We start from the raw sequence: 21,223 nt of genomic DNA on the forward strand, positions 1-21,223 counted from the left end.
AGGGCAAACCATGAATCCATCTCGCGTACTCCTTCTGCCGGGCTGGCAGAACTCCGGCCCCGACCACTGGCAGAGTCGCTGGGAGCGCCTGCACGGTGACCTGCGCGTGGAGCAGCATGACTGGGACTGGCCCCGGCGTGGCGACTGGATGGCGCGGCTGGACGAGGTGCTGCTGCAGGACGACGCGCCGGCGCTGCTGGTGGCGCACTCGCTGGGTTGCCAGCTGGTCGCCAGCTGGGCCGAGCATTCGCAGCACACGGCGCGAGTGAAAGGCGCCCTGCTCGTCGCCCCGCCAGACACCGAGCGCGAGGACATGCCGCCGCAGCTGCACAACTGGCGCCCCATCCGCCGCCCGCGCCTGCCCTTTCCGAGCATCACCGTCATCAGCAGCGACGACCCCTTCGGCGCCGCCGAGCGCAGCACGCAGATGGCAGCGGACTGGGGCAGCAGCGTCGTCATCGCCGGGCCGCGCGGCCACCTGAATGCCGAGTCCGGGCTGGGTGACTGGCCCGAGGGCCGGGCGCTGCTGCTTGGCCTGTGACAATCCGGCCCATGGTCACCAAGAAACCCAAAGGCCTCGGCCTCGGACTGGAAGCGCTGCTCGGCCCCAAGGTCAGCGAGGCACCCACCACCGAACTGCCCTCCGTGCTGAAGCTGGAACAGCTGCAGGCCGGCAAGTACCAGCCGCGCACGCGCATGGACGAGGGCTCGCTGTACGAGCTGGCCGAAAGCATCAAGGCGCAGGGGATCATGCAGCCCATCCTCGTGCGGCCCATCGCGCCGAACGGCGGGGTGAACTACGAAATCATTGCCGGCGAACGCCGCTTCCGTGCCGCAAAACTTGCGGGCCTGCGCGAGGTGCCGGTGCTGGTGAAGGCGGTGCCCGACGAGTCGGCCGCCGCGATGGCGCTGATCGAGAACATCCAGCGTGAAGACCTCAACCCGCTGGAAGAGGCGCAAGGCCTGAAGCGCCTGACCGACGAGTTTGGCCTGACGCATGAGCAGGCGGCGCAGGCGGTGGGTCGTTCACGCAGCGCGGCAAGCAATCTGTTGCGCCTGTTGAACCTTTCCGCGCCGGTGCAGAACATGCTGATGGCCGGCGACCTGGACATGGGTCACGCCCGCGCGCTGCTGCCGCTGGACGGCGCCACGCAGATCACCACAGCCAGCGAGATCGCCGCCAAGAAGCTCAGCGTGCGCGAGGCCGAGAAGCTGGTCGCCAAGCATCAGGGCGCCGCACGCCAGACGCCGTTGCTGCGCGTGAAGAACGACAAGAGCCGCGACGTGCTGCGTCTGGAAGAAGAGCTGGCAGACGCGCTGGGCGCCACCGTCGAGGTGCGCGTAAAGAAGCGCAGCAAGCGCGGCCAGAGCGGCGAGCTGGCCATCCATTTCGACTCGCTCGATGCGCTGTCCGGCCTGCTGGAAAAGCTGCGCGGCGGCTAGGCCAAGGGCATGCATCCAACGCCGGGTTCGGTGACGTAAGACCTGCGTGCCGGTGCATTGCCGGGCGCTGCCCGAGCAACACTTCTTCACCCTTGTGTGAGGGGCACCACAAGGCCCCCGTGTTTGTGTGGTTTGCCCGAGAAGTGCCAGGTCTTGCCTGAAACGCGGGCGTATGCTGGACCGGCCCTGTCAACCAAAAGACCATGTCCTTTGTTGGTGGGCGGACAGCAGCTTATTCTTGAGATTGACGACGCATCGGCAGGCCCAAGCTGCCGATCAACGGAGTGGAGAGTTCTGATGGCGCCTTGCAGTTGAGGCGCGATCAGAACCCCCCAGCTGACCATGGGCACGGATCGTGCTCGCGGCCCTGTGGAGTTCAAACCGCAGGAGACCGGCATGGACGTCATCAGCCATTTTGCGAAGCGCTACGAGCGCACGAAGGTCGAGGAGCTCTCCCTGGAGGACTACCTCGCCGAATGCAAGAGAAACCCTCTTGCCTACGCCACGGCAGCCGAGCGCATGCTGCAGGCCATCGGCGAGCCGCAGATGCTCGACACGCGGAACGACCCGCGGCTGTCGCGCCTCTTCGCCAACAAGACCATCAAGATCTATCCGGCCTTCGCCGAGTTCTACGGGCTCGAGGAGGCGATCGAGCAGGTCGTGTCGTACTTCAGGCATGCCGCGCAAGGCCTGGAGGAAAAGAAACAGATCCTCTACCTGCTGGGCCCCGTGGGCGGCGGCAAGAGCTCCATCGCCGAGCGGCTCAAGCAGCTGATGGAGCACGTGCCCTTCTACGCGATCGCCGGCTCGCCGGTGAACGAGAGCCCGCTGGGCCTGTTCGACCCGGCCGAGGACGGCCCGCTGCTGGAGCGCGACTACGGCATCCCGCGCCGCTACCTGAACCGCATCCTCAGCCCCTGGGCGGTCAAGCGGCTGGAAGAGTTCGGCGGCGACATCCGCAAGTTCAAGGTCGTCAAGCGTTTCCCCAGCGTGCTCAGGCAACTGGGCGTGGCCAAGACCGAGCCGGGCGACGAGAACAACCAGGACATCAGCTCGCTGGTCGGCAAGGTCGACATCCGCAAACTCGAGACCTACGCGCAAGACGACCCCGACGCCTACAGCTACTCCGGCGGCCTGTGCCTGGCCAACCAGGGCTTGCTGGAGTTCGTCGAAATGTTCAAGGCGCCCATCAAGGTGCTGCACCCGCTGCTGACGGCCACGCAGGAAGGCAACTACAAGGGCACCGAGGGCTTCGGCGCGATTCCCTTCGACGGCATCGTGCTGGCGCACAGCAACGAGAGCGAGTGGAAGACCTTCCGCAACAACAAGAACAACGAGGCCTTCCTCGACCGCGTCTACATCGTCAAGGTGCCCTATTGCCTGCGTGTCAGCGAAGAGGTCAAGATCTACGAGAAGCTGATCCGCGGCTCGTCGCTGGCCGAGGCCAAGTGCGCCCCCGGCACGCTGAAGATGATGAGCCAGTTCGCCGTGCTGACGCGACTGAAGGAGCCCGAAAACTCGTCGCTGTATTCCAAGATGCAGATCTACGACGGCGACAACCTCAAGGACACCGACCCGCGCGCCAAGAGCTTCCAGGAGTACCGCGACTACGCCGGTGTTGACGAAGGCATGAGCGGCATCAGCACGCGCTTCGCCTACAAGATCATCTCCAAGGTCTTCAACTTCGACTCGGCGGAGGTGGCCGCCAACCCGGTGCATTTGATGTACGTGCTGGAGCAGCAGATCGAGCGCGAGCAGTTCCCCAAGGAGCTGGAGGAGAAGTACGTCGGCTTCATCAAGGAGCAGTTGTCGCCGCGCTATGCCGAATTCATCGGCAAGGAGATCCAGACTGCCTATCTGGAGAGCTATTCCGAGTACGGCCAGAACATCTTCGACCGCTATGTGACCTATGCGGACTACTGGATTCAGGACCAGGAGTACCGCGACACCGACACCGGCGAGGTCTTCGACCGCGCCTCGCTGAACGGCGAGCTGGAGAAGATCGAGAAGCCGGCGGGTATCTCCAACCCCAAGGACTTCCGCAACGAGATCGTCAACTTCGTGCTGCGCGCGCGTGCCAACAACGCGGGCAAGAACCCGCTGTGGACCAGCTACGAGAAGCTGCGCACGGTCATCGAGAAGAAGATGTTCTCTAACACCGAGGAGCTGCTGCCCGTCATCAGCTTCAACGCCAAGGCCAGCGCCGAGGACGCCAAGAAGCACGAGAACTTCGTGCAGCGCATGGTGGACAAGGGCTACACGGCCAAGCAGGTGCGGCTGTTGTGCGAGTGGTATCTGCGCGTGAGGAAGAGCAGTTAAGAAAGCAGGCGCTCGATGTCGCTTCAACAGATCATTGATCGAAGGCTGTCGGGCAAGAACAAGTCCATCGGCAACCGCGAGCGTTTCCTGCGCCGCCACAAGGACCAGATCCGTGAGGCGGTGAAGCGCGCGGTGGACGGTCGCGGCATCCGCGACATGGAGCGCGGCGAGGAAGTCCGCATCCCGAAGAAGGACCTCAGCGAGCCCGTCTTCGGCCACGGTGACGGCGGCGTGCGCGAGGTCGTCCGCCCCGGCAACACCGAGTATGTGAAGGGCGACCGCGTCGCCAAGCCCAAAGGTGGGCAGGGCGGTGGCGGCGGCGGCGGGCAGGCCAGCGACCAGGGCGAGGGGGAGGACGACTTTGTCTTCCACCTCAGCAAGGAAGAGTTCATGCAGGTCTTCTTCGATGACCTGGCCCTGCCCAACCTCGCCCGCACGACGCTGGCTGACACGCCCGAGTGGAAGAGCCAGCGCGCCGGCTACTCGTCCGACGGCACGCCCACAAACCTGCACGTCGTGCGCTCCATGCGCGGCGCGCTCGGCCGGCGCATCGCGCTGGGCATGGACAAGCGCCGCGAGCTGCACGAGCTGGAGGCCCGCGAACAGGAACTGCTGAAGGAAGACCGCCCCGAGACGCCACGCCTGCTGGCCGAGACGCGCGAGCGCATCCAGCACCTGCGCGAGCGCCTGCAGGCCATCCCCTTTCTCGACCCCATCGATCTGCGCTTTCGCTCGCGCGTGCGCGTGCCGGTGCCGACCACGCGCGCCGTCATGTTCTGCCTGATGGACGTGTCCGGCTCCATGGACGAAAGCCGCAAGGACCTGGCCAAGCGCTTCTTCATCCTGCTCTACCTGTTCCTGACGCGGCACTACGAGAAGATCGACGTCGTCTTCATCCGCCACCACACGCAGGCGCAGGAGGTCGACGAGCAGAACTTCTTCCACGCCACCGAGACCGGCGGCACCGTGGTCTCGTCGGCGCTCGTGCTGATGGAGCAGATCATCAAGGAACGCTACTCGCCGACCGAGTGGAACATCTACGGCGCCCAGGCCAGCGACGGCGACAACTGGCACCACGACAGCGGCCGCTGCCGCGAGCTGCTGGCCGACAAGATCCTGCCGCTGTGCCGCTACTTCGCCTATGTGCAGGTGGCTGAGCCCGAGCAGAACCTGTGGGAGGAATACCAGAAGCTGCAGGAAGACACGCGCCACTTCGCGATGCGCAAGGCCGTGGAGGCCTCGCAGATCTATCCCGTCTTCCGTGAGCTTTTCAAGAAAGAGGGGGCCAGCACATGAGCACCCAAGAGGATCGCCGCCACCCGGAACGCGCCGCCACGCCGCCGCGCGGCATGGCCGACCGCCGCCAGCACGTGCCGCTGCAGCGCATGAAGCCGCTGGCCACCCGGCCCAGCCAGCCACTGCCCTCGCCCAACGACTGGACCTTCGACCTCATCGAGGAATACCACGCCGTCATCAAGCAGACGGCCCAGCGCTTCGGCCTGGACACCTATGCCAACCAGTTGGAGGTCATCACCTCCGAGCAGATGATGGACGCCTACGCCTCAGTCGGCATGCCGGTGAACTACCGGCACTGGAGCTACGGCAAGGAGTTCATCGCCACCGAGCGCAACTACAAGCGCGGCCAGATGGGCCTGGCCTACGAGATAGTCATCAACTCCGACCCCTGCATCGCCTACCTGATGGAGGAGAACACGCTGGCCATGCAGGCCCTGGTCATCGCCCACGCCTGCTACGGCCATAACTCTTTCTTCAAGGGCAACTACCTGTTCCGCATGTGGACGGATGCCTCGTCCATCATCGACTACCTCGTCTACGCGAAGAACTACGTCGCCGAGTGCGAGGAGCGCCACGGCCTGGACGCCGTCGAGACCTTGCTGGACAGCTGCCATGCGCTGATGAACCACGGCGTGGACCGCTACCGCCGCCCCGCCAAGCTGTCGCTGGCTGAAGAGCGCGCGCGCCTGAAGGACCGCGAACAGCATGCGCAGTCGCAGATCAACGACCTCTGGCGCACGCTGCCCAGGAAGCCCGACCGCCCCGACGAAGCCGCCGAGAGCCGCCGCTTCCCCGACGAGCCGCAGGAGAACCTGCTGTACTTCATCGAGAAGAACGCGCCGCTGCTGGAGCCCTGGCAGCGCGAGATCGTGCGCATCGTGCGCAAGATCGCGCAGTACTTCTATCCGCAGCGCCAGACCCAGGTCATGAACGAAGGCTGGGCCACCTTCTGGCACCACCGGCTGCTCAACCAGATGTACGACGACGGCTACCTGAGCGACGGCATGATGATCGAGTGGCTCAAGTCCCACACCAACGTCGTCTACCAGCACCCGGGCGCCAACCTCAACCCCTATGCGCTGGGCTTCGCGATGTACACCGACATCCGCCGCATCTGCGAGAACCCGACGGACGAGGATCGCGACTGGTTCCCCGACATCGCTGGCAGCGAATGGCTGCCCACGCTGGACCACGCGATGCGCAACTTCAAGGACGAGAGCTTCATCGGCCAGTACCTGAGCCCGAAGATCATGCGCGATTTCCGCCTCTTCTCCATCCTCGACGACGAGGCCAAGAGCGAATACGAGATTTCCGCCATCCACGACGAAGGCGGCTACCGCCACGTGCGCCAGGCGCTCTCAAGGCAGTACGACCTCTCCACCCGCGAGCCCAACATCCAGGTCTGGAACGTCAACCTGCGCGGCGACCGGTCGCTGACGCTGCGCCATGTGCAACACCTCAACCGCCCGCTGCACGACAACGCACAGGAAGTGCTCAAGCACGTCGGCCGGCTGTGGGGCTTCGGCGTGCAGCTGGAAAGCGTCAACCAGCGCGGTGACGTGACGCGGCGCTGGAACGTGCCGGCGCAGCACGGCTGAAGCTCAGGACGCCAGCTTCAGCCCGACGATGCCGGCGACGATCAGCCCCAGGCTGACCAGCCGGCCCACGCTCGCCACCTCGCCCAGCAGCAGGATGCCCAGCGCCGCCGTGCCCACCGCACCGATGCCCACCCAGACCGCATAGGCCGTGCCCACGGGCAGCGTCTTCATCGCCACGCCCAGCAGCCCGATGCTGAGCACCATGGCACCCACCGTCCCCACCGTGGGCCACAGGCGCGTGAAGCCTTCGGTGTACTTCAGGCCGATGGCCCAGCCGACTTCCAGAAGGCCAGCGACGACAAGCAACAGCCAAGCCATGGTGTGAGTCCCGAGTGATGAGCAAAGTCGGGATTCTGCCGGCGGGGGCGGCGGGCCGAACCAGCCCGGTTCAGCGCAAGCCGCCGACGTAGCGCAGCGCAGGGACCGCCTTGGGACTGGCGGTCACCGGCGCCGGGGCCGACGGCGGCGCCTTGGGGAACAGCATGGCGCCCAGCCTTGCGCCCCAATCGGCCACCTCCGGGTGCTCCGCCTGCTGGCAGGCCAGGCGGATGATTTCCCGCGCGTAGTCCGCGTTGCGCACCAGCCATTCCACGTCGGTCACGCGGCCCATCTTGCGCCGCATGAGCACGTGCAGGTGGGCGGCCACGGCCAGCTTCTCGCTGTCGCTCGCCATCACGCCACCTGCTCGCCATGCTGGCTGAGGTCCAGCCCCTGCTGCTCACGGGCAATGTCCACGCGCAGCCCGCCCAGCAGCAGGTAGACCAGCACCAGCAGGCCCGCCGTCATGACGGCGCTGAAGGCCGCCGTGGCCAGCACCGCGACGGCCTGCGTGCCCAGTGAACCCGTCACGCCGCCCACCCGCGGGTCCGCCAGCAGGCCGGTCATCAATGCGCCGACGATGCCGCCCACGCCGTGCACGCCGAACACGTCCAGCGAGTCGTCGGCGCGCAGCAAGTGCTTGAGCCCGGTGGCGCCCCAGTAGCAGGCCGCGCCGGCCACCACGCCGATGAGCACGGCGGACCCCGGCGTCACAAAGCCGCAGGCCGGCGTGATGGCCACCAGGCCGGCCACGGCGCCGCTGCACAGGCCCAGCAGCGTCGGCGTGCGCCGCGTCACCCACTCCGCCGCCATCCACGACAGGGCGGCGGCTGCGGCGCCAACCTGGGTGTTGAGGACGGCGATGCCGGCCCGCCCATCCGCCGCGCCGGCCGAACCGCCGTTGAAGCCCATCCAGCCCACCCACAGCAGGCCGGCACCCGCCATCGTGTAGGCCAGGTTGGCCGGCGTCAGCGCAGCTCGGCCGAAGCCCACGCGCGGGCCCAGCATCCAGGCGGCCACCAGGCCCGCGACGCCGGCATTGATGTGCACCACCGTGCCGCCGGCAAAGTCCAGCGCACCCAGCTGGGCCAGCCAGCCCTGAGGCGCCCAAACCCAGTGCGCCACCGGCACGTAGACGAACAGCGACCACAGCCCGAGGAAGGCCAGCAGGCTGGCAAAGCGCATGCGCTCGGCCACCGCGCCGATGATCAGGCAGGGCGTGATGATGGCGAAGCTCAGCTGGAACAGCGCGAACACCGCCGCCGGCACGCTGGGCATCAGCGGGTGCACGCTGACCAGGCCGGCCGCCTTGTCATGCAGCACATTGCCCAGGCCCGCACCGCCCAGGCCGCCTATCCAGCGCTCCAGCCCGGCCGGCCCCGGCTCGAACGCCAGGCTGTAGCCGCAGGCGAACCACAGCACGGTCACCAGCGCGGCGCAGGCCAGCGTCTGGGCCATGACGGCCAGGATGTTCTTCTTGCGCACCATGCCGGCATAGAACAGCGCCAGGCCCGGCAGCGTCATCAGCAGGACCAGCGCGGTGGCGCTGAGCAGCCACGCGGTGTCGCCGGCGCTGATCTGGGCGACCGGGACCTGCTCGGCGGCCAGTGCGGGCGCGGAGAACAAACCCGCGAGCAGGGCGGCAGGAAGACGGGGATAGATGGGCATGCGGATGCGGCGGATGGTGGCGCCGCATGAATAGCAAGCTCTGCGCCAACGCGGCTGCGGCGTCGGGCCGCGCGCGGCTCAACCCGCCAGCAGCCCGTCGACGAACTCCCGCTGGCCCGTCGGCGTCACAACCAGTTCGCGCGACGTGTCATGACGGCGCAGCCAACCGCGCAACAGCAGCGCCTCCATCAATGCCACGGCTTCGGCGCCCGCGAAATGCTCGCGTCGCTCGGACCAGTCCACGCAGGGGTAGAGCGCCCGGCCGGCTGACGGGGTGGCCGAGTCCAGAGGTGCCAGTCCTTGCGCCTGCAGCGCCTCGCGCGCTTTGACCGTCAGCCGCTCGGCGCTGCCCGCCCGTTCGACCCAGCCTCGCGAGCGCAGCACATCATGCAGCCGCACGCCCAACTCGCCGGCCAGATGCCCATAGCAACTGCGCGCATGCCGCAGCCCGCGCATCGCGGGCTTCTGCCAGCGGCGCACATCGGCTGCGGGCTCGGCGTCGCGCCCATCGGCCACGCGCAGCAGCGCCTCCAGCGCATGCGCCACGTCGCCATCGGCCAGGCCGAAGTAGCGATGCCGCCCCTGCGGCCGCACGCGCGCCAGGCCTTCGTCGACCAGCAGCTTCAGGTGGGCGGACATCGTCGCAGCCGTGACGCCCGCATGCGTGGCCAGCTCGCCCGCCGTGTGCAGGCGGCCGTCCAGCAGCAGGGCCAGCACGCGTGCCCGCGTCGGGTCGGCAATCGCAGCCGCGACGCGGGCCAGGCGAGGCTGCGCAGCGGTCAACGCGGCACCTGCTCGCGGTCATTCAAGCCGTAGTCGCGCACGACATGGGCCACGCGCAACCGGTAGTCCGCAAACAAACCACCCCGCCCGGCCGCCTGCGCCTCGCGGTGGCGTTCCATCTCGCGCCAGCCGCGCACCGCGTCTTCATCGCGCCAGAAGGACAGCGACAAGAGCTTGTCCGGCTGCGTCAGGCTCTGAAAGCGCTCCACCGAGATGAAGCCGTCACTGCGCTCCAGCAGCGGCTTCAATGCCGCAGCATGGTCGAGGTAGGCCTGGCGGCCCTCGGCGGTGGGCTGGACTTCGAAGATGACGGCGATCATGGCCGCACATCCTCACAGAAAGTGCGCCACTCCCGCCGGATGAAACACTGTGCCTGCGCGAACTCGAAGTTGGCCCGCGCCTCGGGGTCGGCCTTCAGCCGCGCACGGTAGGCCTCGTAGTCGGCCAGCGAGTCGAACCCGACCAGGCCCCAGGCTTCGTGATTCGTGCCCTCCCACGGCAGCCAGTAGCCGAGCAGCCGGCCGCCCAGGCGCGGGATGATGCGGCCCCAGTTCTCGGCATAACGGCGGAAAGCCTCGCGCTGCAGCGGGTCGATCTCGTAGCGGATGAAGCAGGTGATGGCGGGCATGACGGCTCCTCTTCTCGATGAACCGCCACTGTGCGACGCCAGGCGCCGCCGATGCTTAGGCGCGCAACGAAGCGTCTCAGCCCCAGGCCTTGACCATCTCGGCCATCGCACCGGCCAGCACGACCGACAGCGCATCGGTCGACGCACGAGAGTCCGACTGCAGCGCAACGACCACCCACGGCGAGCGGCCGTCCGGCGGAAACACCAGCCCCACGTCGTTGACCGCGCCGCGATAGCCCGTGCCGGTCTTGTCGATGACGCGCCAGCCCGCATCGGGCACGCCAGCGCGCAGCCGCTTCAGGCCGGTCTGCGAGGCCTGCAGGTCGGCCCATAGCCGCGCCTGGTTGGAACGCGTCAGGCCGTCGGCCAGCAGCAGGTGCCCCAGCGTCTTCGCGAACGCGCGCGGCGAGCTGGTGTCGCGCGGGTCGCCGGGTGCGTTCTCGTTCAGGTCCAGCTCCCAGCGGTCCAGCCGCGTGACCTCGTCGCCCTGCTGGCGCAGCCACATCGTCAGTCCGGCGGGCGAGTCGCAGCAGTGGCGCAGCAGGATGTTGGCGCAGGGGTTGTCGCTCTCCACGACGATGCCCTGCACCAGCTGCGCCAGCGTCGCGCGGCCGCGTGGCAGCAGGCGGTCGAAGGCGGGGGAGTGGGCGATGCGCTCGCTCTTGTGCAGAGAGACCTCGTCGTCCCATGTCCAGCGCCCGCCCTCCACGCCCTGGGCCACGCGCGCGGCCAGCAGGATCTTGAAGGTGGAGGCCATCGAGAAGCGCTCGTCGGCCCGGTGGCCCAGCGTGCGGCCGCTGCCGGTGTCGATGGCGAAGAAGCCGAGCCGCCCCTGCACGCTGCGCTCCAGCGCGGCGAAGTCGGGTTGCGGGGCGGCGAGGGCGGGCGTGGCCAGCGGCGCGACGGCCAGGCCGGCGAGGAGCGAGAGGTGGGTGCGGCGTTGCATGCGCCGCATTCTGGCGCCATGCAAGGCGGGCACGCGCCCGGCCGACCCCCTACTGCGCCGCCTTGGCCTTCAGGAAACCGTTCACATCCAGCCAGTGGTGGAACACCGGGAACCAGCCGTTGGCCGTGTTGCCCGGGTAGCCCAGGCCGAAGCCGTGGCCGCCGTTCTGGTACAGGTGGAACTCCACGGGCTTGCCCGCGTCGAACCAGGACTTGACGACGCCGAACTGGCCCTTGAACAGGAAGTCGTCGGCCGCGATGGCGGTGAACATCGGCGGCGCGTCCTTGGGCACGTCCACCGGGCCCATGCCGCCGTAGATCGGCGCGATGAAGGCCAGCTTCATGGTCTTGGAGTTCAGCGTGCTGTGCATCGTCAGCCCCGCGCCGGCGGAGAAGCCCATCATGCCCAGGCGCTGGGTGTCCACGCCCCACTCCTTGGCGCGCGAAACGATGAGGGCATAGGCGGCCTCGGCGTCGGCGAGCTGGTTGTCCAGGCTGGGCATGGCCGGGCGGGGAGTGCCCGGGGCGTCGTTCAACGAGGAGAACATGCGGTCCATGGACTGCTTGAACGCGTCCACCGTGTCGGGCGTGGGGTGCAGGCGGTACTTGAGCACGAAGGCCGCGATGCCCTTGTCGGCCAGCGCCTGGGCCACCTTCCAGCCCTCGTTGTTGATGGACAGCCAGCGAAAGCCACCGCCCGGCGCCACCAGCACGGCCGCGCCGTTGGCCTTGCCGGGTGCGGGCAGATAAGGCGTCAGCGTGGCTGTAGTGACGTTGCGCACCATGGGCTCGCCCCATTGCTTGAACCAGCTCTCCGACGCCGGCTGGTTGGCGACACCGCCGGTGCCGAGCTTGATGGCATTGGGCTCGGCGATGGCCGCGAGCGGATAGATGGTGCCGTCCTGCGCGACGGCGCCGGTGGTGGCGGCCAGCAGCAGGCTGGCAGCGAGAAGGGTGGAACGCAGTGTTCGCATGGGAGTTGCCTTGTTTGGATGGGGGGGAATCAACGTGGCAGCGTCAGCCGCTGCGCCAGCGAGAAGCTCGCACGCTCGAACGGCGCGCCGGTGTCCGGCTGGCCGCCGCCCACGCTGAGGCCATAGCTGCCGGGCATGACCTGGCGCACGCCGTCGCGGTCGACGAAGCTGAGGTCACGCGCCTCCAGCCGCCAGCTCACCTCGCGCCGCTCGCCGGCCTTCAGGTGCAGGCGCTGCATGCCGCGCAGCGCCAGGCGCGGGCTGCCTTCGAAGCGCGGCGGCACCAGGTAGAGCTGCGCCACCTCGTCGCCGTCGCGCGCGCTGGTGTTGGTGATGGCCGTGCTCACCACCAGGCTGGGCGCCTTGCCGTCGTCGTTCACCTCCACCTTGACGGGTTCGTAGCGGAAGCTGGAATAGCTCAACCCGTGGCCGAAGGGATAGACCACCGGCTTGTCGAAGAAGCGGTAGGTGCGGCCGGCCATGCGGTAGTCGTCGAAGGGCGGCAGGTCGTCCGCGCTCTTGTAGAACGTGACCGGCAGGCGGCCAGCGGGGTTGGCCGCGCCGGCCAGCACCTGCGCGATGGCCTGGCCGCCGCCCTCGCCGGGATAGAAGGCCTGCATGACGGCGGCCGCGTTGGCATGGGCCCAGGACAGGTCGATGGCGCTGCCGCTGAGGTTCACCACGACCACCGGCTTGGCCGATTTGGCCACTTCCTGCAGGTAGGCGCGCTGATCGGCCGGCAGGTCGATCTTGGTGCGGTCGCCGCCCGTGAAGCCGTCGATCTTGACGGGCATCTCCTCGCCTTCCAGGTCGGACGTGAGGCCAACAACGGCGACGATCACATCGGCACCCTGCACGCCCGCGCGCAGGTCGGCCAGCGGCTGGCGCGAGACGCGCTTCCAGATCATGCCGGGAGGCGCGCCCACGCCGGACTCGGTCTCGAACTGCAGCGCATAGCGCTCACCCCTCTTCAGGTCCACCTGCGTCAAGGCCACGGGCTCGGCCCAGCGCGTCGGGCGTTTGGCCAGCGTGACGTCGCGGCCGGCCACACGCACATGACCCTTCACGCCCGCAATGCCCAACCGGTAGCTGCCGGTCTCGGGCGCCACGTAAAAGCCCGTCCAGACCGTGCGCGTCACGTCACCGGCCTCGGCGAAGTCGCCTGCGCGCGAGTCGATCTGCGTCACGCCGTGGCTGGCAAAGGCCTTGGCCTGGAAGCGGCGCTTGCCCGGCTCCCTGGGCGAGCCAGGCTGCAGGTTGAAGTAGCTGGCGCGCAGCCCCGGGCTGCCGTCGGGCGCGACGAAGGCGCTGGCCGGCACGGGGTCGCCGTCGGTGATGGTCGGGCCGAACGGCACCAGCGTGACCGCCGGGAACTGCTGGCGCAGGCCCTCGGCGACCGTCAGCGTCGGCCCGGTCTGGCCCGACGAGTAGTTGCCGCGCATGACACGCCGGGCATCCGCCAGCGGGCCGACGACGGCGATGCGCGCCGACGCCTTCAGTGGCAGCACGCCGTCGTTCTTCAGCAGCACCAGGCCCTCGATGGCCGAGCGCAGCGCCAGCGCGCGGTGATCGGTCGCGTTGATGCGGTTGCCCGCTGGGAACTGGCGCTCGGCCAGGCCCGGCAGGTCGCCGACGCGGATGCGGGCCGAGAACAGGCGCACCAGCGCCGTGTCGATGTCGGCCTCGCGGATGTAGCCGCGCGCCAGCGCCTGCTTGTAGCGCTCGCCCAGGCCGGGCGTGTTGGACAGCGTCGCACCGTTGCATTCGCTGTCCACGCCCGCCTTCAACGCCAACGCCACGCCCGCCGGGGCATCGGGGGCGTATTTGTGATTGGCATGGATGTCGACGACGGCATCGCAGTCCGACACCACATAGCCGGTGAACTTCCAGTCCTCGCGCAGCGTCTTCACCAGCAGGCTGTGGCTGGCGCAGGCGGGCTCGCTGTTGACGCGGTTGTAGGCACACATGATGGAGCCGGCCTGCGCATCCACCATCGCGGCGCGGAAGGCGGGCAGGTAGGTGTCTTCCAGGTCCTGCATCGACACCCACACGTCCACCGAATGCCGCGTCGACTCCGGCCCGCTATGCACCGCAAAGTGCTTGGGCGCGGCGGTGACCAGCGGCCGCGTCGGGTCCGGCCCCTGCATGCCGTGCACGAAGGCCTTGCCGAGCTGGGCCGTCAGGAAAGGGTCCTCGCCATAGGTCTCCTGGCCCCGCCCCCAGCGCGGGTCGCGAAAGATGTTGATGTTGGGCGACCAGGTGTTGAGCGCGCCGCCGATCTTGTTCGGGTTGGGCTTGTGGCGCCCCAGCGCGTAGACGGCCCGCACCTCGGTGCTGATGGCGGCCGCCACGTCGTGCATCAGCCGGTCGTTGAAGCTCGCGGCCAGGCCCACGGGCTGCGGGAAGTTGGTCGTGGCACCCGGGCCGAAGGCGCCATGCAGCGACTCCGTCCACCAGTTGTAGGCCGGGATGCCCAGGCGCGGGATGGCCGGCGCGCCATTGAGCAGTTGCTCGGTCTTCTCGTCGAGCGTCAGCTTTGAAACGATCTGGCGAGCCTGGGCGTCCGCCTCGGCTTGCGGTGATGCTGCGGCAAGGCCGGCAAACGCCACACCCCAGACGAGACAGGCGATGGACAGGTTCTTCAAGCGCGTCTCCGGTTTTTATCGTTGCGCACCATTTTCTGGTAGCGCAATCAAACGGGCACTCTCTTTTCCCGGATTGACGCGGTGCTCACTTGCGCTTAGTCCGCCACGGCCTCCCATGAAACGGCTAAAAGATCGGTCGCGATGAAATGTTTCGTGGGATCGATACCAAAACCGCCATCGGCTACCTCGCGGCTCGTCTAGAGCGGGAAGATCTTGCCGGGATTCAGGATGCCCAGCGGGTCCAGCGCCGCCTTCACCGACCGCATCACCGCCACCGCCTCTGGCCCCGTCTCGTCGAGCAGGAAACCCTGCTTGTGCAGGCCGATGCCGTGCTCGCCGGTACACGTGCCCTCCAACGCGATGGCGCGCGCCACCATCTGCGCGCTCAGCCGCTCGGCCGTCGCCAGCTCTTCGGGCAGATGCGGGTCCAGCAGATAGGCCATGTGGAAGTTGCCATCACCCACATGGCCGACGATGAAGTAGGGCAGGCCGGCGGCTTCGACCTCGGTGACGCTGGCATTGATGTTCTCGGCCAGGCGGGAGATGGGCACGCAGGTATCGGTCGTCAGCGCGCGACAGCCGGGCCGCGTCTGCAGGGCCGAGAAGTAGGCGTGGTGGCGCGCCGTCCACAGCCGCGTGCGGGCTTCGGGCGTGGTGGCCCACTCGAAAGCCTCGCCGCCGTGGTCGGCCGCCACGTCCTGCACGGTCGCCGCCTGCTCGGCCACGCCGGCCTCGCTGCCGTGGAACTCCATCAGCAGCATGGGCGCCTCCTTCAGCCCCAGCTTGTCGTGCGCGTTCACAGCCTTGATCGCGTTCGCGTCCAGCAGCTCGCAGCGGGCGATGGGCACGCCGATCTGGATGATCTGCATGGCCGTGCGCACGGCCGCGTCGATGCTGGGGAAGAAGCACACCGCCGCCGATACGGCCTCGGGCAGCGGGTGCACCTTGACGGTCAGCTCGGTGATGACGCCGAGCGTGCCCTCGCTGCCGATCAGCAGCCGCGTCAGGTCGTAGCCAGCGCTGCTCTTCTTCGCGCGTGAGCCGGTGCGCACGACTTCGCCGTTAGCACTGACGAAGCGCAGCCCCAGCACGTTCTCCCGCATCGTGCCGTAGCGCACCGCGTTCGTGCCGCTGGCGCGCGTGGCGGCCATGCCGCCGAGGGACGCATCGGCGCCGGGGTCGATGGGAAAGAACAAGCCCTCGTGCCGGAGCGCCTCGTTCAGCGCCTTGCGCGTGACGCCGGGCTGCACGGTCACGGTCAGGTCCTCGGCGTCGATGCGCAGGATGCGGTTCATGCGCGACACGTCCAGGCTGACACCGCCCCGCACGGCCAGCAGATGGCCTTCCAGCGACGAGCCCGCGCCATAGGGGATGACGGGCACGCGGTGCTCGGCGCACAAGGCCACCACGCGCGCCACCTCGGCCTCGCTCTCGGCGAACACGACGGCCTGCGGCGGCGGCACATCGAAGATGGACTCATCGCGGCCGTGCTGCTCACGCACGGCCAGTGCCGTCGAGCAACGCTCGGCGAACTCAGCTCGCAGCGCATCGATCAAGGCGGCGGGCAGCGGCGGGGCGGAGGAGAAGTGTTGTTCGGGCGCGTTCACGAGCGGCTCCACGGGCGATGGCCAAGATTGTGTTGCAGCGCCCGCCTCGCGGTGCCAGCATCACCCCACCGCCAACCCCGGGAGATCTGCATGGACCCCACCCTGACCTGGCTGCTGTTGATCGCCGCCATCGTCCTCATCGTTGCCGGCGCCACGCGCTTCGACGTGCTGGCAGCACGCTGGCGCGATGTCTTCGGCGAGCCACCGCCGCCGCATGACGCGCCCCCCGCGCCGCGCTGGACGCCGGCCCAGGGCTTCAAGCCCCACGACGCGCCCGTGCACAAGCCCGCCTTCCACCGCAGCGGCGGCCGCCGGCACTGACGAGAATGGCGGTTTCGCACTCCAGCTGACCGCCATGGGCAACCGCCTCTCTCAAATCGCGACCCGCACCGGCGACGACGGCACCACCGGTCTTTCCGACGGCAGCCGCGTGCCCAAGACCCACCTGCGCGTGCAGGCCATGGGTGATGTCGACGAACTGAACTCCCACCTGGGCGTGCTGCTGGCCGAGCCGCTGCCCGACGACATCCGCGAGTTGCTGGTGACGATCCAGCACGAGCTGTTCAACCTCGGCGGCGAACTCTCCTGGCCCGGCGGCGAGCTGCTGAAGGACGCTGCCGTGCTGCGGCTGGACGAGGCGCTGGCCCATTACAACGAGCACCTGCCGCGCCTGAAGGAATTCATCCTGCCGGCCGGCACGCGCAGCGCGGCCATCGCCCATGTCTGCCGCACGGTGGCCCGTCGCGCCGAACGCGCCGTCCTCGCCGTGGCCGCCGGCGAGACCGTTCGCGCCGCGCCGCGCCAGTACCTGAACCGCCTGTCCGACCTGCTCTTCGTGCTGAGCCGCGTGCTCAACCGCGCCAACCTCGATGGGCTGGGCGGAGACGATGTCTATTGGCAGAGCGAGCGGATGAAGCGGCTGGACGCCGAAGGCTGACTCAGCGCCGTCGCAGCAGCCGCCACGCCAGCCAGGCCCAGCGCAGCCCGCGCCAGAACTGGCCGCGCCGCTTCTGCCCCGCTGCGGCAAAGAAGGCCGCGCCGCCACCGGCCACCGCCAGCACCGTGGGGTCGGACAGCCAGCCGCGCACGGTCAGCACACGGTTGACCAGGCCATCACCCCGCTCGCCGAGGTCGTTCACATCCCGCTGCACCTGGCCGCGCAGCAGCTCGGAGGCCAGCAGCAGATTGGCCTTGCGCTCGGCGCGCTGCTGCGGGTCCTGGGGAATGCGCGGAATCACGGCCGGCGGCGGAGTGCATCCGCGTCTTCGCGCAGTTCGGCGATGCTCGACTGGAACAGCGTTGTCGGCTGGGCCAGCAGCCCCTTGAGCTTGGCAAGCGCCACCGCCGCCGCTGCGAGCAGCACCGCCGTCGCAGCGGCCAGGGCCAGCAGGCGATGGCTGTCCCACAGCGCCACGACGATGAGCAGCAGCAGCATCAGCAGGCCGAAACCCGCCAGCAGCGCCGCGAGCACGGCCCACAAGGCAAGGCCGGCGATGCGCTCCTTCTCCTCCTGCGCCTCGATGGCCAGCAGTTCAAGCCGGATGCGCCCCAGCGTCAGCAGCGACGTGCCGAGCCGCCGCAGCGGCCCGGAGACGGGTTCCTTCGAGTCAGTCAAGTGACTCTCGCCGGCTTCAACGGCGGCCGATCAGCACACCAAGAGCCAAGCCCACCGCCGCCGCCACGCCAATGGCCTGCCAGGGCTTGGCGTGCACGTAGTCGTCGGTGGCGGCTGCTGCGTCCTTGGCGCGCTGCACGGCCTCGTGCTGGGCGTCCAGCAGCTTTTCCTTGGCACCGGCCAGCTGGTCCTGGATGCGTGCGCGCAAGGCTCGGGCCTCGCCGTCTGCCTTGTTGGTCGTGGCCGTCATCAGCGCGTCGATGTCGTCCATCACGGCGCGGAAATCCGCTGCCAGCTTTTCCTTGGCCTGGGCTGTTTCACTCATGGCGAGCTCCTCGTTCTGAAGGTTGGACAAGCAGGCAGCCTAACGCGGTTGCCAGCGGCGATCCTCGTTATCCCTACCCTAGTTCTAGGGAGGAAACCGCCTGTCGCAGCCGCGCAGCATAGGCCTCGCGCAGCGCCGTCGGCGCGACCACCTCGACCTGGCCAGCATGGCGGAGCAGGTCCATCAGCAGCTCGGTGTCGTCCACATAGGGCAGCTGCAGCCGCCAGCGGCCGTCGGGCAGGAACTCGCTCTTCTGCGCCGGGTGCCATTCCTCGCGCGACACCCAGGCGGCGGCCTCGGGGCTGAACAGCAGCTCGGCCTCGCGTGGCGTGCCGCCGGCAAAGATGCCGTAGCCGCGGTCCAGCTCGGCCTCCAGCGCGTCCAGCGCCAGGGCGTCGGCGGCCGCTTCCAGCAGCGTCGCCGCCTCGATGCCGTCCAGCGCAAAGCGGCGCAGGCCCTGGCTCTGGTGGCAGAAGGCGTCCAGATACCAGGCATGGCGGTGGTGCACCAGTCGCTGCGGCGACACCTCGCGCTCGCTGACCTCGCCCATGCCCGTCTTCTTGCGGTAGCGGATGGCGAGGCGCTTGCGCTTGACGACGGCGCTGCCGACGGTCTCGAAGCTGTCGCTGGCGATGCGCCGCCTGGCCGTGCCGATGAGCTTGACGCGCCGCCTCAGCTCCTGCGCCTCGCCATGGTCGACACCCAGCATGCCGGTGATCTTGTCGAACATGGGCTGCAGGTGTCGGCCCACCACACCTTGCTCGTCCAGCCCGGCCAGCATCTGCTGCATGGTCAACAGCGCGTGCAGCTCGGCCTCGTTGAACCACACCCCCGGCAGCTCGTGCTTGCCGCCGCGCCATTGCTGGCCGAAGCGGTAGCCGTTGGCGGCTGCGTCGTACTCGATGGGTGCATCCATGCGCTCGCGCAAGTACGCAAGGTCGCGCTTGAGCGTCGCCGGCGACACCTCCAGCGCCGCTATCAGCTCGGCAAACGACACGCAGCCGCGGGAGCGGATCAGGTGTTCGATCTTGTAGAAGCGCTCGGTGCGGTCCATGCTGAAAATATTTACAGTGTTTTCGCGGTGGATCATCTCATGAGCCAGCTGGCTCAGAGACTGTGCACATCCCTCAACCGGAGCACGCCATGCAAGCCGTCCTCACCGCCCAGATCCACGCCCACCCCGCACTGGCGCAGTTCGCGCTGGACATGGACGACAGCCCCTCGCCCGTCAGCGCCCACGAGCGCGTCGGCCTGGCCCTGGGCCGCGACTACGCGCTGCACGGCCTCACGCCGCCCATCGCCCACCTCTACCCGCAGTCACCGCTGCAGCGCGGCTGGATGTCAGCCCGGGGCCGCGCCGTGCGCACACCGGCCAGCCCGCAGGTCGAGCTGTGGCTGGCGCTGCGCACGCACGCCTGGGCCCGCGGCCGCAGCTTCGAGGACATCCAGCTGACGCCGCATCACCTGGCCCAGCTGGACACCACACACTGCCCCATCACCCGCGAGCTGCTGGGCGACGACAACCGCAGCATCGACCGCGTCCGCGACGATGCCGGCTATGCGGCCGGCAACCTGGCCGTCATGAGCCAGCGCGCCAACCAGGCCAAGGGCAGCCGTAGCCATCAGGGCCTGCTCGACATGGCCGCCAGCTGCGCCACCGGCCCCATCACCCGCATCGGCGGTCTGGTCGAGGCCGACTGGCAGCGCCTGGCCGTGCTGGCAAGCTTCGTCACGCCGCTGAGCCATGAAGAAGCGGCCAACATCCCGCTGCACGTGCTGCCGCCCAACCGCCTGCGCCTGTTCAACCCCATCCAGGCTTTGCAGGCGCTGGTGACGCGACAGCTCGCCACGCCTGGCTGGAGCGCCCGCTTGAGCCGCCTGGAGGCCCTGCTGCCGACCGACCAGCTGCGCACGGACTTCAACCGCTTCCTGCTCGCCCTGGCCCCGCGCGTGCTGTGCGCTGCCGAGTTGCAGGAGCCGCAGCAGATCCGCTGGGCGCTGGAGGATGCCTGGGCGCTGCCGCTGGTGCAGAAGCGCTGGCTGCGCTTCGCACTGCAGCTGACGCCGGAGCAGGCCGAGAACCTCGTCGAGCGCGCGGCGGCCAGGAAGTTGAGCCCGGTGCATGTGCAACGCCACGACGATGGCACCGACGGCTGGGCGCTGGCGACCGGCGGCTACGCGGCCTGACCCCCGAGGCTGGGGGATGGGGTGTCATGGTTGGGTCACAGCGCATCGCCAGAGTGCCGGCATACCCCTCAACCCTGGACCTGCTCATGACCAAGACCCTGCTCGCCCTGGCCGCCCTGGCCGCCGCCATCCCTGCTCAGGCGGCTCTGACTGCCGGCGACATCGCCATCATCGGCCGCGTCAACAACGGCTCGCCTGACTCGTTCGCCTTCGTCGCGCTGAACGACATCGCGGCCGGTGAAATCGTCTACTTCACCGACAACGGCTGGAACGGCAGCGCCTTCCGTGGCTCGACAACCACCGATGGCGACGGCAACGAGAACTTCACCAAGTGGACGGCTGCCGCCACGATTTCCGCAGGCACCATCGTGTCCAGCACGGCCGCTGGCTTCACGACCTCGGGCGGCATCGCCGGCAGCACGGGCGGCGCCTATGCATCGCTGGCCCTGGGCCAAGGCGGCGAGCAGATCTACGCCTTCCAGAACAGCAACGCCAGCAACCCGCTGTTCAACGTAGCAACGCAGACCCACCTGTTCGTGTTCGACGACACCAACGGCTTCGAAGCCGCCACCTCGTCCTCCACGGGCGGCGTGGCCACCGGCCTGACACTGGGCCAGACGGCAATCACCTTCAATGCGGCCACCGGCGGCGGCTTCAGCGTCAAGGCTTCGGTGCTGGCGAGCGGCAGCAAGACCAAGGAACAGTGGCTCACCACGTTCGCCGACGCTGCCAACTGGCAAGCCGGCAGCCTGCCCACCGGCAGCATTGCCGTCAGCGCCGTTCCGGAACCCGAGAGCTACGCAATGATGCTGGCAGGCCTGCTGGCCGTCGGCGCCATCGCCCGCCGTCGTCGTGGCTGATTGGATTCAACG

The 21,223-nt window shown here is 68.6% G+C and carries 23 protein-coding genes; 9 read left to right on the forward strand and 14 right to left on the reverse strand.

What is annotated here, in order from left to right:
* Positions 1-10: 10 nt before the first annotated feature.
* From ACG00Y_RS09890 to ACG00Y_RS09910, 5 genes are all read left to right on the forward strand, one after another.
* The gene (locus ACG00Y_RS09890; RefSeq protein WP_394478315.1) at positions 11-541 is read left to right on the forward strand and encodes an RBBP9/YdeN family alpha/beta hydrolase; all 531 of its coding nucleotides are present in this window, start codon (positions 11-13) and stop codon (positions 539-541) included.
* An 11-nt stretch (positions 542-552) separates the two neighbouring features.
* Positions 553-1,443 (forward strand): ParB/RepB/Spo0J family partition protein, encoded by an 891-nt coding sequence (locus ACG00Y_RS09895; protein ID WP_394478316.1) that lies wholly within the window; start codon positions 553-555, stop codon positions 1,441-1,443.
* Between the two features lie 396 nt (positions 1,444-1,839).
* The gene (locus tag ACG00Y_RS09900; RefSeq protein ID WP_394478317.1) at positions 1,840-3,762 is read left to right on the forward strand and encodes a PrkA family serine protein kinase; all 1,923 of its coding nucleotides are present in this window, start codon (positions 1,840-1,842) and stop codon (positions 3,760-3,762) included.
* Between the two features lie 15 nt (positions 3,763-3,777).
* On the forward strand, positions 3,778-5,058 hold the full coding sequence (locus ACG00Y_RS09905) for a YeaH/YhbH family protein (RefSeq protein ID WP_394478319.1): 1,281 nt from the start codon (positions 3,778-3,780) through the stop codon (positions 5,056-5,058).
* 53 nt (positions 5,059-5,111) lie between these two features.
* Positions 5,112-6,656, forward strand: a complete 1,545-nt coding sequence (locus ACG00Y_RS09910) for a SpoVR family protein (protein WP_394478601.1) — start codon at positions 5,112-5,114, stop codon at positions 6,654-6,656.
* A 3-nt stretch (positions 6,657-6,659) separates the two neighbouring features.
* On the opposite strand, the gene sugE is transcribed toward ACG00Y_RS09910, so the two are convergent.
* From sugE to ACG00Y_RS09960, 10 genes are all read right to left on the reverse strand, one after another.
* Positions 6,660-6,974 (reverse strand): quaternary ammonium compound efflux SMR transporter SugE, encoded by a 315-nt coding sequence (gene sugE / locus ACG00Y_RS09915; RefSeq protein WP_394478321.1) that lies wholly within the window; start codon positions 6,972-6,974, stop codon positions 6,660-6,662.
* A 70-nt stretch (positions 6,975-7,044) separates the two neighbouring features.
* Complete coding sequence (locus tag ACG00Y_RS09920) at positions 7,045-7,329, reverse strand: hypothetical protein (RefSeq protein ID WP_394478323.1); 285 nt, start codon at positions 7,327-7,329, stop codon at positions 7,045-7,047.
* On the reverse strand, positions 7,329-8,642 hold the full coding sequence (locus ACG00Y_RS09925; RefSeq protein ID WP_394478324.1) for an ammonium transporter: 1,314 nt from the start codon (positions 8,640-8,642) through the stop codon (positions 7,329-7,331). Before ACG00Y_RS09925 ends, ACG00Y_RS09920 begins: the two co-directional genes overlap by 1 nt.
* Positions 8,643-8,720: 78 nt before the next feature.
* Positions 8,721-9,425 carry an ArsR/SmtB family transcription factor gene (locus ACG00Y_RS09930; RefSeq protein WP_394478326.1) on the reverse strand — a complete coding sequence of 235 codons (705 nt, stop codon included), beginning with the start codon at positions 9,423-9,425 and terminating at the stop codon, positions 8,721-8,723.
* Positions 9,422-9,745 carry an antibiotic biosynthesis monooxygenase family protein gene (locus ACG00Y_RS09935; protein WP_394478327.1) on the reverse strand — a complete coding sequence of 108 codons (324 nt, stop codon included), beginning with the start codon at positions 9,743-9,745 and terminating at the stop codon, positions 9,422-9,424. Before ACG00Y_RS09935 ends, ACG00Y_RS09930 begins: the two co-directional genes overlap by 4 nt.
* Positions 9,742-10,053, reverse strand: a complete 312-nt coding sequence (locus tag ACG00Y_RS09940) for an NIPSNAP family protein (RefSeq protein WP_394478329.1) — start codon at positions 10,051-10,053, stop codon at positions 9,742-9,744. Before ACG00Y_RS09940 ends, ACG00Y_RS09935 begins: the two co-directional genes overlap by 4 nt.
* Positions 10,054-10,129: 76 nt before the next feature.
* Complete coding sequence (gene bla / locus ACG00Y_RS09945; RefSeq protein WP_394478330.1) at positions 10,130-10,999, reverse strand: class A beta-lactamase; 870 nt, start codon at positions 10,997-10,999, stop codon at positions 10,130-10,132.
* 49 nt (positions 11,000-11,048) lie between these two features.
* A complete protein-coding gene (locus tag ACG00Y_RS09950) occupies positions 11,049-11,972 on the reverse strand; it encodes an alpha/beta hydrolase (RefSeq protein WP_394478332.1) in 924 nt (307 codons plus the stop codon).
* A 29-nt stretch (positions 11,973-12,001) separates the two neighbouring features.
* The gene (locus tag ACG00Y_RS09955; protein ID WP_394478333.1) at positions 12,002-14,617 is read right to left on the reverse strand and encodes a glycoside hydrolase family 3 C-terminal domain-containing protein; all 2,616 of its coding nucleotides are present in this window, start codon (positions 14,615-14,617) and stop codon (positions 12,002-12,004) included.
* Between the two features lie 197 nt (positions 14,618-14,814).
* Entirely contained in the window at positions 14,815-16,224 is a 1,410-nt protein-coding gene (locus tag ACG00Y_RS09960) for an FAD-binding oxidoreductase (protein ID WP_394478335.1), read from the reverse strand.
* Between the two features lie 90 nt (positions 16,225-16,314).
* On the opposite strand from ACG00Y_RS09960, the gene ACG00Y_RS09965 reads away from it, so the two are divergent.
* Together ACG00Y_RS09965 and ACG00Y_RS09970 are read left to right on the forward strand one after the other, a co-directional pair.
* On the forward strand, positions 16,315-16,545 hold the full coding sequence (locus ACG00Y_RS09965) for a hypothetical protein (protein WP_394478337.1): 231 nt from the start codon (positions 16,315-16,317) through the stop codon (positions 16,543-16,545).
* Positions 16,546-16,579: 34 nt separating this feature from the next.
* Positions 16,580-17,161 carry a cob(I)yrinic acid a,c-diamide adenosyltransferase gene (locus tag ACG00Y_RS09970; protein ID WP_394478339.1) on the forward strand — a complete coding sequence of 194 codons (582 nt, stop codon included), beginning with the start codon at positions 16,580-16,582 and terminating at the stop codon, positions 17,159-17,161.
* 1 nt (position 17,162) lies between these two features.
* On the opposite strand, the gene ACG00Y_RS09975 is transcribed toward ACG00Y_RS09970, so the two are convergent.
* From ACG00Y_RS09975 to ACG00Y_RS09990, 4 genes are all read right to left on the reverse strand, one after another.
* Entirely contained in the window at positions 17,163-17,462 is a 300-nt protein-coding gene (locus ACG00Y_RS09975; RefSeq protein ID WP_394478340.1) for a hypothetical protein, read from the reverse strand.
* Positions 17,459-17,839: a phage holin family protein gene (locus ACG00Y_RS09980; protein ID WP_394478342.1), complete on the reverse strand. Its 381-nt coding sequence runs from the start codon at positions 17,837-17,839 to the stop codon at positions 17,459-17,461. Before ACG00Y_RS09980 ends, ACG00Y_RS09975 begins: the two co-directional genes overlap by 4 nt.
* A gap of 16 nt (positions 17,840-17,855) precedes the next feature.
* Positions 17,856-18,164 (reverse strand): ElaB/YgaM/YqjD family protein, encoded by a 309-nt coding sequence (locus ACG00Y_RS09985; protein ID WP_394478344.1) that lies wholly within the window; start codon positions 18,162-18,164, stop codon positions 17,856-17,858.
* A gap of 73 nt (positions 18,165-18,237) precedes the next feature.
* On the reverse strand, positions 18,238-19,218 hold the full coding sequence (locus ACG00Y_RS09990; RefSeq protein WP_394478346.1) for a helix-turn-helix transcriptional regulator: 981 nt from the start codon (positions 19,216-19,218) through the stop codon (positions 18,238-18,240).
* An 89-nt stretch (positions 19,219-19,307) separates the two neighbouring features.
* On the opposite strand from ACG00Y_RS09990, the gene ACG00Y_RS09995 reads away from it, so the two are divergent.
* Together ACG00Y_RS09995 and ACG00Y_RS10000 are read left to right on the forward strand one after the other, a co-directional pair.
* Positions 19,308-20,351: a hypothetical protein gene (locus ACG00Y_RS09995; protein ID WP_394478348.1), complete on the forward strand. Its 1,044-nt coding sequence runs from the start codon at positions 19,308-19,310 to the stop codon at positions 20,349-20,351.
* 86 nt (positions 20,352-20,437) lie between these two features.
* Positions 20,438-21,211: a PEP-CTERM sorting domain-containing protein gene (locus ACG00Y_RS10000; RefSeq protein ID WP_394478350.1), complete on the forward strand. Its 774-nt coding sequence runs from the start codon at positions 20,438-20,440 to the stop codon at positions 21,209-21,211.
* Positions 21,212-21,223 lie beyond the last annotated feature (12 nt).

Origin of the sequence: Pelomonas parva (assembly GCF_043555835.1) — a bacterium.
Lineage (GTDB): Bacteria > Pseudomonadota > Gammaproteobacteria > Burkholderiales > Burkholderiaceae_C > Pelomonas > Pelomonas parva.

Excerpts from the sequence above, each read along its gene's own strand:
- ACG00Y_RS09985 (WP_394478344.1), bottom strand. The coding sequence starts at position 18,164 with ATGAGTGAAACAGCCCAGGCCAAGGAAAAGCTGGCAGCGGATTTCCGC.
- ACG00Y_RS09910 (WP_394478601.1), top strand. The coding sequence starts at position 5,112 with ATGGCCGACCGCCGCCAGCACGTGCCGCTGCAGCGCATGAAGCCGCTG.
- ACG00Y_RS10000 (WP_394478350.1), top strand. The coding sequence starts at position 20,438 with ATGACCAAGACCCTGCTCGCCCTGGCCGCCCTGGCCGCCGCCATCCCT.
- ACG00Y_RS09925 (WP_394478324.1), bottom strand. The coding sequence starts at position 8,642 with ATGCCCATCTATCCCCGTCTTCCTGCCGCCCTGCTCGCGGGTTTGTTC.
- ACG00Y_RS09950 (WP_394478332.1), bottom strand. The coding sequence starts at position 11,972 with ATGCGAACACTGCGTTCCACCCTTCTCGCTGCCAGCCTGCTGCTGGCC.
- ACG00Y_RS09920 (WP_394478323.1), bottom strand. The coding sequence starts at position 7,329 with ATGGCGAGCGACAGCGAGAAGCTGGCCGTGGCCGCCCACCTGCACGTG.
- ACG00Y_RS09900 (WP_394478317.1), top strand. The coding sequence starts at position 1,840 with ATGGACGTCATCAGCCATTTTGCGAAGCGCTACGAGCGCACGAAGGTC.
- ACG00Y_RS09970 (WP_394478339.1), top strand. The coding sequence starts at position 16,580 with ATGGGCAACCGCCTCTCTCAAATCGCGACCCGCACCGGCGACGACGGC.
- ACG00Y_RS09990 (WP_394478346.1), bottom strand. The coding sequence starts at position 19,218 with ATGGACCGCACCGAGCGCTTCTACAAGATCGAACACCTGATCCGCTCC.
- sugE (WP_394478321.1), bottom strand. The coding sequence starts at position 6,974 with ATGGCTTGGCTGTTGCTTGTCGTCGCTGGCCTTCTGGAAGTCGGCTGG.
- ACG00Y_RS09940 (WP_394478329.1), bottom strand. The coding sequence starts at position 10,053 with ATGCCCGCCATCACCTGCTTCATCCGCTACGAGATCGACCCGCTGCAG.
- ACG00Y_RS09935 (WP_394478327.1), bottom strand. The coding sequence starts at position 9,745 with ATGATCGCCGTCATCTTCGAAGTCCAGCCCACCGCCGAGGGCCGCCAG.
- ACG00Y_RS09895 (WP_394478316.1), top strand. The coding sequence starts at position 553 with ATGGTCACCAAGAAACCCAAAGGCCTCGGCCTCGGACTGGAAGCGCTG.
- ACG00Y_RS09890 (WP_394478315.1), top strand. The coding sequence starts at position 11 with ATGAATCCATCTCGCGTACTCCTTCTGCCGGGCTGGCAGAACTCCGGC.
- ACG00Y_RS09995 (WP_394478348.1), top strand. The coding sequence starts at position 19,308 with ATGCAAGCCGTCCTCACCGCCCAGATCCACGCCCACCCCGCACTGGCG.
- ACG00Y_RS09905 (WP_394478319.1), top strand. The coding sequence starts at position 3,778 with ATGTCGCTTCAACAGATCATTGATCGAAGGCTGTCGGGCAAGAACAAG.
- bla (WP_394478330.1), bottom strand. The coding sequence starts at position 10,999 with ATGCAACGCCGCACCCACCTCTCGCTCCTCGCCGGCCTGGCCGTCGCG.
- ACG00Y_RS09965 (WP_394478337.1), top strand. The coding sequence starts at position 16,315 with ATGGACCCCACCCTGACCTGGCTGCTGTTGATCGCCGCCATCGTCCTC.